General features: G+C 50.8%; 16 protein-coding genes and 1 tRNA gene. 1 reads left to right on the top strand and 16 read right to left on the bottom strand.

All coding sequences use genetic code 11. The features are described 5' to 3' along the window. The first annotated feature begins 14 nt into the window (after positions 1-14). Positions 15-587, top strand: coding sequence for an exopolysaccharide biosynthesis protein (locus V7028_RS09230; protein ID WP_334119790.1), 573 nt, complete (start codon positions 15-17; stop codon positions 585-587). A gap of 25 nt (positions 588-612) precedes the next feature. Here the strand turns inward: V7028_RS09230 and V7028_RS09225 are convergent, their stop codons facing one another. From V7028_RS09225 to thrS, 16 genes are all read right to left on the bottom strand, one after another. Then, a complete protein-coding gene (locus V7028_RS09225) occupies positions 613-876 on the bottom strand; it encodes a Txe/YoeB family addiction module toxin (RefSeq protein WP_334119789.1) in 264 nt (87 codons plus the stop codon). Continuing rightward, positions 873-1,115, bottom strand: a complete 243-nt coding sequence (locus tag V7028_RS09220) for a type II toxin-antitoxin system Phd/YefM family antitoxin (protein WP_334119788.1) — start codon at positions 1,113-1,115, stop codon at positions 873-875. Before V7028_RS09220 ends, V7028_RS09225 begins: the two co-directional genes overlap by 4 nt. 100 nt (positions 1,116-1,215) lie before the next feature. Beyond that, positions 1,216-1,458 (bottom strand): VF530 family protein, encoded by a 243-nt coding sequence (locus V7028_RS09215; RefSeq protein WP_334119787.1) that lies wholly within the window; start codon positions 1,456-1,458, stop codon positions 1,216-1,218. 115 nt (positions 1,459-1,573) lie between these two features. Then, positions 1,574-1,984 (bottom strand): hypothetical protein, encoded by a 411-nt coding sequence (locus V7028_RS09210; RefSeq protein ID WP_334119786.1) that lies wholly within the window; start codon positions 1,982-1,984, stop codon positions 1,574-1,576. Between the two features lie 55 nt (positions 1,985-2,039). Continuing rightward, positions 2,040-3,569 carry a hypothetical protein gene (locus V7028_RS09205; RefSeq protein ID WP_334119785.1) on the bottom strand — a complete coding sequence of 510 codons (1,530 nt, stop codon included), beginning with the start codon at positions 3,567-3,569 and terminating at the stop codon, positions 2,040-2,042. 628 nt (positions 3,570-4,197) lie between these two features. Further along, the gene (locus V7028_RS09200; RefSeq protein WP_334119784.1) at positions 4,198-4,722 is read right to left on the bottom strand and encodes a T6SS effector amidase Tae4 family protein; all 525 of its coding nucleotides are present in this window, start codon (positions 4,720-4,722) and stop codon (positions 4,198-4,200) included. 203 nt (positions 4,723-4,925) lie between these two features. Next, a complete protein-coding gene (locus V7028_RS09195; protein WP_334119783.1) occupies positions 4,926-5,429 on the bottom strand; it encodes a hypothetical protein in 504 nt (167 codons plus the stop codon). Between the two features lie 175 nt (positions 5,430-5,604). Further along, a tRNA-Pro gene (locus V7028_RS09190) sits at positions 5,605-5,681 on the bottom strand. 25 nt (positions 5,682-5,706) lie between these two features. Further along, positions 5,707-6,090 carry a MerR family transcriptional regulator gene (locus V7028_RS09185; protein WP_334119782.1) on the bottom strand — a complete coding sequence of 128 codons (384 nt, stop codon included), beginning with the start codon at positions 6,088-6,090 and terminating at the stop codon, positions 5,707-5,709. Between the two features lie 37 nt (positions 6,091-6,127). Further along, a complete protein-coding gene (locus tag V7028_RS09180) occupies positions 6,128-6,457 on the bottom strand; it encodes an integration host factor subunit alpha (RefSeq protein ID WP_442918725.1) in 330 nt (109 codons plus the stop codon). Between the two features lie 65 nt (positions 6,458-6,522). Continuing rightward, positions 6,523-8,970 (bottom strand): phenylalanine--tRNA ligase subunit beta, encoded by a 2,448-nt coding sequence (gene pheT / locus V7028_RS09175; RefSeq protein ID WP_334119781.1) that lies wholly within the window; start codon positions 8,968-8,970, stop codon positions 6,523-6,525. A 31-nt stretch (positions 8,971-9,001) separates the two neighbouring features. Next, the gene (gene pheS, locus V7028_RS09170; protein ID WP_442918724.1) at positions 9,002-9,967 is read right to left on the bottom strand and encodes a phenylalanine--tRNA ligase subunit alpha; all 966 of its coding nucleotides are present in this window, start codon (positions 9,965-9,967) and stop codon (positions 9,002-9,004) included. Between the two features lie 219 nt (positions 9,968-10,186). Beyond that, entirely contained in the window at positions 10,187-10,543 is a 357-nt protein-coding gene (rplT, locus tag V7028_RS09165; RefSeq protein WP_008249959.1) for a 50S ribosomal protein L20, read from the bottom strand. Between the two features lie 14 nt (positions 10,544-10,557). Further along, positions 10,558-10,755: a 50S ribosomal protein L35 gene (gene rpmI, locus V7028_RS09160; protein WP_105029855.1), complete on the bottom strand. Its 198-nt coding sequence runs from the start codon at positions 10,753-10,755 to the stop codon at positions 10,558-10,560. 157 nt (positions 10,756-10,912) lie between these two features. Further along, positions 10,913-11,431 carry a translation initiation factor IF-3 gene (infC, locus tag V7028_RS09155; protein ID WP_334119842.1) on the bottom strand — a complete coding sequence of 173 codons (519 nt, stop codon included), beginning with the start codon at positions 11,429-11,431 and terminating at the stop codon, positions 10,913-10,915. Between the two features lie 29 nt (positions 11,432-11,460). Further along, positions 11,461-12,347: threonine--tRNA ligase (gene thrS / locus V7028_RS09150; protein ID WP_334119779.1), on the bottom strand; the 887-nt coding region annotated here is incomplete at its 5' end.

The raw sequence follows: 12,347 nt of genomic DNA, 5'->3' as shown, positions 1-12,347 counted from the left end.
CATGAGACTTGGCAATGAATGACTTGCTGGGCCGCCTGAAAACCGCCGTCGAGCACCCCCACGAAGACCATGTGTCTGTCCGCTTTCTTGCGGACATGCACGGTGAATCCGCCCATGGCGCAATGCTGCTTTTTTTGGCAGTGCTTACCCTGTTGCCCGTCCCTTTTTCCGGGCTGCTGTTCTCGCTGGGTATTTGGTCGGTTGCACACAGAATGTGGACCAACAACAGCGGGCACGGCCTTCCTGAGTCGGTGTGCCGTGTTCAGCTATCCAAAGCATCCGCCACCCGGATGATTAAAATTCTGGGCTGGGTTTACACCAAAGCCGACCGAATTTGCACCCCACGGCTTGAATCATTAAGCAGCCCCACCCACAGTGGCTGGTTGGTACCATTCATTGCGCTGATGGGTTTCATGATTTTTCTGCCAATACCCGGCGGCAACAGCACCCCCGCCGTTGCCCTCATTTTGATTGGGCTTGGCTTAATGGCGCAAGACGGTTTTGCGATCATCGCGGGCATTGTGACTGGCTTGATGGGTGTGGGGGTTTTGGGTTTTTTGGTGTGGATGATTGTGCGGGTTGTGTAAAGAACAAACAGCGGCTGGTTATTTACTATTCGTAGTGGCTCCACAGCCTGAGAACCTTGACCAATCTCTCGTCTTCAAGCACCTGATAGACCAAACGATGCTGAATGTTGATGCGACGTGAATAAGCCCCAGCAAGATCACCAATGAGTTTCTCGAACGGTGGCGGCTTGCAATACGGATCTTCCGACACAAGCGCTAACAATTCCTGGGCTTTTGGTTTAAGGCCGCTAGAGGCCAGCTTTTTTGCATCTTTCTGGGCTTGCTTGGTGTAAATCAACCGCCATGTCACCAGTCCAGCTCCTCATCACACTCATCCACAGGGGCATCCATTCCCTCACGAATAGACTCCCGCATACCGGGTACGGAGAGCAGATAAAGGGTTTCCTGAATGGCCGACCAGTCTTCTTCGGAGACCAAGACGGCCTTGTTCCGCTTACCCATAATGACTATCGGTTGGTGGGACTCGGCAGTTTCATCAATCAACCGATAAAGGTTACTGCGTGCCTCAGTTGCTGTGATTCCGGTCATGACGCACCTCCTGCGCGTTCAACTTTTTACCAAGTGTACGCTTTTTCGTACGTACGTCAAGACGAATGTTTTGGATGGTATTTGCGCAACCGGACAACAGTTATGCATTTTTCCGATCGCTTGGTAATGCAAGTGTAGAGAGATACAGATGCTCCACTTGCTCTCTAGCCCAAGGAGTTTTTCGAAGAAATTTCAGGCTGGATTTCACAGACGGATCATTCTTGAAACAATTGATACTAATTTTATTGGCGAGCTCATTCCAGCCGTAGTGTTCAACAAGCTTCACGACGACAGTCTCAAGAGTGACTCCATGCAAGGGGTTATTAGATTGCTCGACATTCATGCTTGAGGTACGCCCCTAGAATTAATGTTCATTACATGCATAACGCTGAAATAAGCAACGGCCCGACAAGGCCGACCGAGGGAGACCGCAGGCCGGAACGAACCTGATTGCCTTGTTAATTGATAATCTCAATGTACCACTTAGGCTTGATACGTTCGAAATCTCGGCGCACGTTTGACCGCAGGGATTTCTTGGAATCCAGCACCTTCGCTTGCCCACCCTCCCTGACGAACAAAACCCAATGCCAAAATGGCTTGCCATGCTCCATTCGCCATTTGATTGCGAGAAGTGCTTTATCGGGCAGATGCTCCCATGATTTAAATGGTGCCTCTCGTGGAGAAACAGCCACCCCACAATCACGCAAAAGCTTCCGGACATACTCCGTGTCCGACCAAAGCGAGATGTCAGATGCATGAATACCCAGAGCACCGGCTCTCTTTTTAGCCTCGGCATAGCTGAGACCAGCGAGCGCAGCAGATGCGGCAATGCCGCAACCAGTTGCTTCTTCTTGGATGACGACTTCCATATCTTTACCAATTAACTAGTTTTATCAAACAATAACGGTGACCTGCCCCAACACCCTAATTGACATTCATCAGGCACCGTTGGTACATCAATTCATCACCCTCAAATTCTGATTGCAATTTGCTCAGCGTTTCCACCGCGCAGCGCGGCGCAATTTCCATTCCGCCCCAACTAAAACCCAAAGACGCTTCCTCTTGTGTGGTTTGGGGGGCGGCCACCCAAATGCTGCCTGGTGTACCCACAACATCCAAATTTGCGCCATTGAGTTTTAAATTGCTGGCCATGTTCTGTGGCAGCGAATCAAGAAGCGTGCGCGCGTCAACAATCGCTTGGTCACCACTCAGAAATACATCCATCTTGATCAATTCAAGTGTTCGGTAGTTTGCTTCAAAAATTTGTTGCCCTGCCCGGTGCCGATAGCCCATGTAAACTTGACTCACCCCAGCAAAAATTATCCCCCCTGCCATGGCAATCAGCAGCAGCCCAAGCCCAAGACCTTTGAGCAAATCAGCCCGAAGGCTTACCTGGTATGCCGGGTTATATCGGTGCGCCATGCGCATCTTCTTGAGTACACCCATGAAGTGTTTAATCAAAAGAGTCAGCTGCAGTACAACCAGTATTGCAAGCACCACACTTAGCAAGGGCCATTCGCTAAACCAATTACTCACACCGGAAATCGAGGTGAGTGCAAGCAACAAGGCAATACCCACGGCATATTGGGCACAGGCATTTATTTTTTCTAATCTCAACGCTTGGGTGCTTTTTACAAACGCCGCAATCAATGGGGTTGCCTGCAAGGTCAACCCGGCGGCATGACTGGGCAATTGCTGGCAAAAGGTTTTACACCGTGCGCTGAATTGTTCTTCATTGCTGGGCAGCGTTTCATCCCAAATCGCGACACAACTAGATGGTGCCACGTCGATTCCCTTGGCAGCCAAACGATTTTTAAGCTGCATAAACTCGCCGTCATTTTGCACAATGAAAAGAATTCGGTCGGGCGACATACAAAACAATACCAGTTCAATTTCTTCAATCACAAACTCGGTTAAGTCCCGAAGATCAAGTACCACACCTTTGGCTTGTGAAAGAGATCGCCAAAGACGGGCCTTCCAATCCTCCTGTGCTTCCAGGCTCAAGAACTTCGAGCCAGCATAGGCCAGCATCATGGGGATCAGCAAAATAGGCTTGAGAAAATGCGGCACGCGCTTTCTGGGGTCGCGAATTCCGGAAAGCCTGTACCCACTGCCCAGCACCACTTCCAGCATTTCACGAATCCTGTAACTACTTGCGTCTTTTTTGAAACTGCGCAGGTAGAAAATATTTGTTGTTTGTTTCGGCAGCGCCAATGCATACACAAAAATCAAAAAAGCTGGGGCGATCAACAACACGCCAGCCTGAATCAGCAATTCCACGTGGTCTTGAACAATGCCAAGAACGAGCAGGCAAGTGCCCATAAGCAGTTGAGTTGCAATTAAAAAAACAACAACGGTGCGAAGCGAGTACAGAGGGTCGCTTAAAGGTCTGGGCAAGGGCTTGGGCGAAAACAGGTGTTGAACCTCTTGGTTTTTTGGTGAGGCATTTTGCATAAGGATTTACCTGTGGGAGGATTTTCGGTTGGCTGCCGGACAATATTGAACCAGCCGTTGAATGCCGCAGCATAATGTTTCCGAGGATTCTTGACCCCTTGCCGGATCGATGATCGTGCAATACAGAGCGATCTGAGAGGTCGATTTTCAAATAACCGATTCATCAAATTACCTTCTTAGATTTTTTTTACAGCTTCAACGTTGGAGTTGATCGGTCAGCGACGCCAGCAATCGGTAATTCAGCTCGCCGGTTGAGTCGATTGGCGCGAGCGATGCCAAGCGATGTAAGCCAGTCCATCGCTGTTTGCAGACAAGCGGTAAGGCGTCGTACGAAGTGGTTGTAACATGAGTGCTCGGATGCTGGTCTGTGAAGCCTAACGTCATGCTAAGCGGCGCGCTTTTCAGCGTCCACTTGAGCTTTTTGTTAGGTGCCTTTTGTACATTCTTAATGAAAACCATCCGCCAGCCAGGACCACTAAGGGCGCAACGACCATAAATATATCTATAAGCTTATCTGATTGGTTTGGCGTATAGCCTATTTGTGCAATTTGATATTTTGATACTAAAGAAAAAATAATGAAGCAAATGACTCCTGATACTATTGCTCCAGCGAGAGACGCTATAAATTTCATAGCACCTCCCAGAACCATATTTCTTTAGATTGAGAATGATCAGAACCAAGCCCGAAAGAACCTATCCTCAGATACATTTGAACTATTGATCTTGGATGTACTAACCGAAAACCATTCCACAAATCGATATGATCGCCACTGCGATTTCTGAATGACTCCTTCTTTCCATTAACCGTTCTCTGCCAATAGTCTTTGAAAAATATGATTCCTTTTTTTCCATTTAGAGCGCTTTTGAAATCAGAGGGTTCTACCTTTATAGCTTTCTTTACTCCAGGGATGGGGAGTTTACTCAAGCCACTCGCTAATTCCTCAGCGGCCAAAGTATGCCCACTAGACTTCTCGTGGTGCCAACAATGTCGAACACCCGGTAACGAACCGGTCTTTACTCCGCATGCGGCGAGCGCAGCTCCCACTCGAATTGCACATTGATCAGGAAAGTTGGGCTTTCCATTTGCACTACATGGATTGTCATTCCCTGTAACTTGTGGGTGTGATTCCCATAATTTTTTGAAAGTAACCATTTTTTCTCCTGGATGATGGTTTGATTGCACCTAACTAGTGTTATCGAACAATAACTGCGATATTCAGTTATTCGCACCATCTGGAAACACGCTGAAATGCCAGTAAATTCAGAATATTGAATGAGATTACCGTCAATCTAATGAAAAATAAACTCTGATTATCCGAACAGCACGAATGGGCAAGCAACCCATTCCGCAATCAACTAACCCCCATAAAACTCGAACACCAGCACTCCCATTCCATCTGTATCAAACATCTGAACATTCACATCGGTCAAACCAAGATCTTTCGCCAAGTCTGGCAAATGCACAAGCGTCAACAAGGCTTCTATTGAAACATCAGCCAGTGCTTTTTTTACCTGTTTGCTACTTGTTACTGAAAATAACAAGTCAGGCAGAACATCCAACGCTCTACTCACACTGGCAACGTCGTCATCAGGACCAAGTAAAACCGTCAGCCTTGCACCGTAATGGGTGCATCCAAACAGCTCAAGATAAAACCCGCCCACCTTTTTAAGGTTTCCGCTGTAGCGTGCCTTCCTCTCGATTTGCTCAAATCCGATTACGTGCTTGGAAGTTCTAAATTTTTGCAGATCAACCCCACTGCTTTCATACGCACAAGTGGTCGGCGATTCAGCCCAAGAGGGGGCGGCGCACCACAACCCAGCGCACAGCAGCGATACATAAACTACGGCTTCTTTGATCATGATTTACTCGGCTGAGGTATTTCAAGATGGAATGCAGGATCGGATGGAGGTCCTAAATATTTCGACACCCTAGCAACTATTGCTGTCGGGTGATAACAGATGGGTCGGGCCACTTCGCCGGGGGGTTAAAAACAAAAAAGGCCCGGGTTGTTATACCCAGGCCTTTTTCAATTTTTGGTCGGAATGAGAGGATTCGAACCTCCGACCCCTTGCACCCCATGCAAGTGCGCTACCAGGCTGCGCCACATTCCGAGAAAGCGGATTATACATGAAACGCTTAAGCTTTCAGGGCCTCACGCAGATTTAGCAATTGTTCTTTCAAAACTTCGCGATCAATCAAAATTGGCAGCGGTGTGTCGCCAGCCGGACCGTTCTTTTCCTGATCCAAACGATTGCGAGCACCATTGATGGTGAAGCCATGTTCATACAGCAATTCACGTATTCTGCGAATGAACAGAACTTCATGGTGCTGGTAGTAACGGCGATTGCCACGGCGGGTAATCGACTTCAATTGCGTGAACTCTTGCTCCCAATAGCGAAGCACGTGAGTTTTAACGCCACACAGTTCTGACACTTCACCAATGGTGAAATATCGCTTGGCCGGAATGGGTGGCAAGCTGGCTGTGGGCGGCGTTCCGTCTGTGTTTACGGTTTTTTGCATTGAGTAATTGGCTTTTGCTTAAATAATTTAGTGAAAATTATTCAACCAAAGCTTTAAGTTTCTGGCTGGGATGAAAGGTTACCACTCTACGCGCTGCAATGGGAATCTCTTCACCGGTTTTTGGGTTTCTGCCGGGTCGTTGAGGCTTGTCGCGCAACTGAAAATTGCCAAAACCTGACAATTTTACGGAATCGCCGCCTTCCAGCGTGGTGCGAATTTCATCAAAAAAAGCATCCACGAAGTCTTTCGCTTCACGCTTGTTCAGGCCCAGGCTGTCAAACAGCATTTCAGCCAATTCAGCCTTGGTGAGGGAGCCCGAGGCCAGACCGTCTTCAATCAGGTCCATCCGGTCAGAGCGGGCATTCATTTCATTGGTTCGGTCGTCGTTCAACACAAATTGATCCACAGTGAGTTCTACCTATTTATCAATATTTATCGCAAGCGAGCCGCACAACGCTGGCCGGCCTGCTCAATCATTTTCTTCAACAATGGCTCGATGTCTGTATCAGTCAAGCTGCGGTCGCTTGCCTGGAGGGTTAATCTGAATGCCAAACTTTTCTCATTTAGATTCAGACCCTTACCTTCTTCTTTCGGTACAAATTCATCAAAAAGGATAACCGATTTCAGCCAGCCAAGGTTGTCATCTTTCACTTCCACAAGCGCTTTTTTTAGTTGCACAGCAGCAATATTCTGGTCTACAACAAATGCCAGGTCGCGAACAACTACTGGCTGTTTGGACACCTCCTTGAAAGCAGGTAATTTACGGGTATTTAACCCGTCCAGCAGCAGCTCAAACACAATGGGTGCCTGTGGCAAGTCGTATTCCTGCGCCAGCTTGGGGTGCAGCTCGCCAATAAACCCGATAGGCTGTCGGTTCACCAGCACACGGGCGCTGCGCCCTGGGTGCAAAGCGGGGTGCGGGATTGACGGCTCAAACACTTCGAAGTCTACTTTGCGGCCATGCAGCAATTGTTCCACGTCGCCCTTCACATCGAAAAAGTCGAGTGCGCGGTTGTTGCCAGCGGCCCATTGCAGTTGGTCGGCCAAACCATAGGCCAAACCACCCACTTTCCAGGTTTGCTGAAAGCCGGCCACGGTTTGCGCACCGTCTTGCACTTTCTCGTTGCGTTCAAACACACGAGCCACTTCAAATACGCGCAGGCGGTCTACGCGGTGGCCCAGGTTGTGTTTCAACACGCCGGTAAGGCTGCCAATCAAAGTGGAGCGCATTACGCTAAGGTGGCTTGCTATGGGGTTGAGCAAGCGCACAGGGTTGGTGTTGCGGTTGAAGTCGGCTTCCCACTGTTCAGGCGTGAAGCTGTAGCTGACCACTTCCTGGTAACCCAGTGCAGCCACTTGATGGCGAATTGCGTGGCGGCTAATTTTGCCTTCAGCTGCGGGCAACATTTTTAGTTTGCCCATGGGCGCACGCAGCGGCAGGCTGTCGTAGCCCACCACACGGATCACTTCTTCAATCAGGTCTTCTTCTATTTGAATGTCGAAGCGGTAGCTGGGTGGGTTGACCACGTAGCGTGTATCTGCAGTTTGCCCATCCGCGCCCTGCCCTTCGGCAGTGAACTGGAAGCCCAGCTTGGTGAACACATCTTTCACCTGCTCGACAGTGAACGGCATGCCAATCACCATTTCCGCACGCGCATGGCGCAGGGTAACTGGCTTGCGTGCGGGCAGGTTCAACACCTGATCAACCACAGGGCCGGCTTGGCCACCGCAAATTTCAAGAATCAGCGCGGTAATGCGCTCAATGTGGTCGGGAATGGTTTGGAAATCAACACCACGCTCGAAACGATGCGATGCATCGGATGAGAAATTGAATTCACGCGCACGGCCCACAATGGCGTCGGGGTGCCAAAACGCGGCTTCCACGAAAATATTGGTGGTGCCTTCATTCACGGCGGTGTGGTCGCCACCCATAATACCGGCCAGCGCTTCGGGACCGTTGGCATCGCAAATTACGCCCATGTGCGGCTTAAGCGCCACTTCCATGTCGTTCAGCAGCTTCAGCTTTTCGCCTTCGCGTGCCCAGCGCACAGTAAGGTCGCCCTGCACTTTGTTCAGGTCAAACACATGGCTGGGGCGACCCAGTTCAAGCATCACGTAGTTGGAAATATCAACCAGTGCATTCAAGCTGCGCTGGCCTGCGCCTTCAAGGCGGTCGACCATCCACTGCGGGGTTTTTACGTTGTTGTTCACGCCGCGAATAACGCGACCTGCAAAACGGCCGCACAGGTCGGTGTTTTCAACTTTCACATTCAGGGTGTCGCCAATGGTGGCCGCCACGGGTGCAAACGAAGGTGCGTTCAGCGTGGCGCCTGTCAGTGCGGCTACTTCACGTGCCACGCCCCACACGCTTAAACAGTCGGCACGGTTGGGCGTCATTTTCAGGGTGAACTTCATTTCGTTCAGCCCAAGAAGTTCACGCACATTGCCGCCCACTGGGAACTCATTGTTCAAAATATGCAGGCCGTCGACAACGCTGGGCACGCCCAGTTCTTTGCCGGAACACAGCATGCCGCCGCTTTCAACGCCGCGCATTTTGGTGGGCTTGATTTTGAAGCCGCCGGGCAATTCTGCACCGGGCAAGGCGCAAGGCACCTTCAGGCCTTCAGCCACGTTGGGGGCGCCGCAAACAATTTGGCGCACATCGCCTTCTGCCACCTGCACTTGGCACACGCTGAGGCGGTCCGCATCGGGGTGCTTGTCTTTTTTGACAACCAAACCCACCACCACGCCAGAAAATTCCGGGGCAAGGGGTTCAAGTTCTTCAACTTCGAGACCCGCCATGGTGAGTTTGTCACCCAACTCTTGCGTGTTCAAGGGGGTGTTGACGAGTGACTTCAACCAGGATTCTGTGAATTGCATCTTGAAATATCCAATACTGGCTTGGTTAAACTTAGTTGAATTGCTGCAGAAAACGAATGTCGTTTTCGTAAAACAGGCGCAGGTCGTTGATGCCATACCGCAGCATGGTTAAACGATCGGGGCCCACGCCAAAAGCAAAACCGGTGTAGGTTTCAGGGTCGATACCCACATGGCGCAACACATTGGGGTGCACTTGGCCGCAACCGGCAATTTCCAGCCACTTGCCCTTGTTGGGGCCGCTGGTAAACGCCATGTCAATTTCCGCAGACGGTTCAGTGAACGGGAAAAATGAGGGGCGGAAACGAATGGTGATGTCGTCGGTTTCGAAAAAGGTTTTCAGGAAGTCCATGAACACCGCTTTCAAATCAGCAAAGCTGACGCCTTCATCAATCCACAAACCTTCAACCTGGTGAAACATGGGCGAATGGGTTGCATCGCTGTCCACGCGGTACACACGGCCCGGCGCAATGATGCGAATGGGGGGCGGCTTGTTGGTTTGCATGTAGCGCACCTGCATGGGCGAGGTGTGCGTGCGCAGCAGGTTGCCACCAGTGCCTTCTACATAGAAGGTGTCGTGCATGGAACGCGCGGGGTGGTTTTCCGGCGTGTTCAATGCAGTGAAGTTGTGAAAGTCGGTTTCAATTTCGGGGCCATCAGCCAAATCAAAACCGATGGTGGTGAAAATTTCCTCGATGCGCTCAAGCGTGCGCATGGCCGGGTGCAAACCGCCGGTACCACGCGTGCGGCCGGGCTTGGTGACGTCGATTGCCTGCGCCTGCAACTTGGCTTGCATGGCGGCATCGGCCAGGGCCTGGCGCTTGGCATTCAACACGGCTTCAACCTGTTGCTTGAGCTGGTTGATTTCAGCGCCACGGGTTTTCTTTTCTTCGGGCGTCAGCGCTGCCATGCCTTTAAGCAACTCGGTGACTTTGCCTTGCTTGCCCAAAAACTGGGCCTTGATGTTTTCAAGACTGGCTGGGTCAGTTGCAGATGACATGGCCTGTTCGGCCTCGGTAAGAATGGCTAAAAGCGAAGCATCCATGGGTATTGGGTCGATTCTTTTTGAGATTGGAACGGCTTTGAGTAGAGCCCTGAATTGTACCGCCTGAAAACAAAAACGGAGCCCGAGAGCTCCGTTTTGTTTAGTCTTTTCGCCAACTTAAGTGAAATACCTCAGTGGCAACACTTGTGACAAAAATTTGACTTGGCTGGTGAATTAAGCCTGCGCTGCGCGCACTTGACCCACGATGGCAGCGAAGGCTGCTTTGTCGGTCACTGCCAAATCAGCCAACACCTTACGGTCCAGACCAATTGCGGCTTTCTTCAAGCCGTTGATGAATACGCTGTAGGTCATGCCGTGTTCACGCACTGCTGCGTTGATACGGGTGATCCACAGGGCGCGGAATACGCGCTTCTTGTTGCGACGGTCACGGTATGCATACTGACCAGCACGCATCACCGCTTGCTTGGCAACGCGGAATACATTGTTACGACGACCGCGGAAGCCTTTGGCTTGGGCGATTACTTTTTTGTGACGGGCGCGAGCCGTTACACCACGTTTTACTCTAGGCATTTTTCACCCTCCCCTTATGCGTAAGGCATCATGTCGCGCACGCGACCGATGTCTGATTTGTGAATCGTTTCCATGCCGCGCAATTGACGCTTGCTTTTGGTCGTTTTCTTGGTGAGGATGTGGCGCTTAAAGGCGTGGCCACGCTTGATCGATCCGCTTGAACGGACCAAGAACCGCTTTGCAGCGCTCTTTTTGGTCTTCATTTTGGGCATCTTGGTGCTCCTATTACTGCTTGGTGGTTAAACCAAACCTGCTTGCAGGTGGCTTCGACGAAGCACTTTTCTAACCTGGTGGGCAATTTGTTGCAAAATGCAATACGCACAATGCAGCAAGCCCGCGATTATAGCGCGGGTTTGCTGTATCTGGCAATTACTTCTTGCGAGGCGCGATCATCATGACCATCTGGCGGCCTTCCATTTTGGGCATTTGTTCAACCACACCAATTTCATCCAGGTCGGTACGAACACGCTCCAACAGGCGGGCACCAATGTCCTGGTGAGCCATTTCACGTCCACGGAAACGCAATGTGACTTTGCACTTGTCGCCATCTTCCAGGAATCGGGTCAGGTTTTTCAGCTTGACGTTGTAATCGCCGTCATCTGTTCCGGGGCGGAACTTGATTTCCTTGATTTGAACTTGTTTTTGCTTGGACTTGGCTTCCGCGGCTTTCTTTTGCTCTTGGTAGCGGAATTTGCCGTAATCCATCAGCTTGGCCACCGGGGGCACAGCCTGCGGTGCAATTTCCACCAAATCCACACCGCCTTCTTCAGCCATTCGCAATGCGTCTGGTGTTTTAACGATGCCTAACTGCTCACCCTCAATTCCAATGAGGCGCACTTCAGGGATTCGAATTTCCTCGTTCGTGCGATTTTTCTTTTCTGCTACGATGTCTAGCCTCTTTTCTCAAGTTAAAAAAATCAGGCTCTGCTGCTGATTTCACCCAGCAGGCGCTGAATGAAGCTTTCAACAGGCAGTGAGCCCAGGTTTTCGTTGCCGCGCAAGCGCACTGCAACTTGGTTTGCGTCACGTTCCGCGTCACCGATTACGGCAATATACGGGATTTTCTGCATGGTGTGCTCACGGATTTTACGATTGATCTTTTCATTACGCAAATCCGACTCAACCCTAATGCCTTGTTTTTTCAACATTTGCACCACATTGTGGGCATAGTCATTGTGGGCTTCGGTGATGGTGGCCACCACCACTTGCACGGGTGAAAGCCACAGGGGCATGGCACCGGCATGGTTTTCAATCAAGATGCCAATGAAGCGTTCCATGGAACCCACGATGGCACGGTGAAGCATCACCGGCACACGGCGGCTGTTGTCTTCGGCCACATATTCAGCACCCAGGCGACCTGGCAACTGGAAATCTACCTGAATGGTGCCACACTGCCAGGAGCGGCCGATTGAGTCTTTCATGTGGTATTCAATCTTGGGGCCGTAGAAAGCGCCCTCGCCCGGCAACTCGGTCCATTCTACGCCACAGGCCGTCAAGGCTTGACGCAGGGAATCTTCGGCTTTGTCCCAGGTTTCATCGGTGCCCAAACGGGCATCCGGGCGCAAGGCCAGCTTCACATTGATTTCATTGAACCCGAAATCGGCATACACCTGCATGGCCACCTGGTTGAACTTGGTCACTTCCTCGCGCACCTGGTCTTCGGTACAGAAAATATGACCATCGTCTTGCGTAAAGCCGCGCACACGCATGATGCCGTGCAAAGCACCCGAGGTTTCATTGCGGTGGCAGGCACCAAATTCACCATAGCGCATTGGCAAGTCGCGGTATGAACGCAAATCTGATT

It is taken from the genome of Limnobacter sp. (genome assembly GCF_036846585.1).
GTDB lineage: Bacteria > Pseudomonadota > Gammaproteobacteria > Burkholderiales > Burkholderiaceae_B > Limnobacter.
This window is presented reverse-complemented; position numbering and strand designations above follow the sequence as displayed.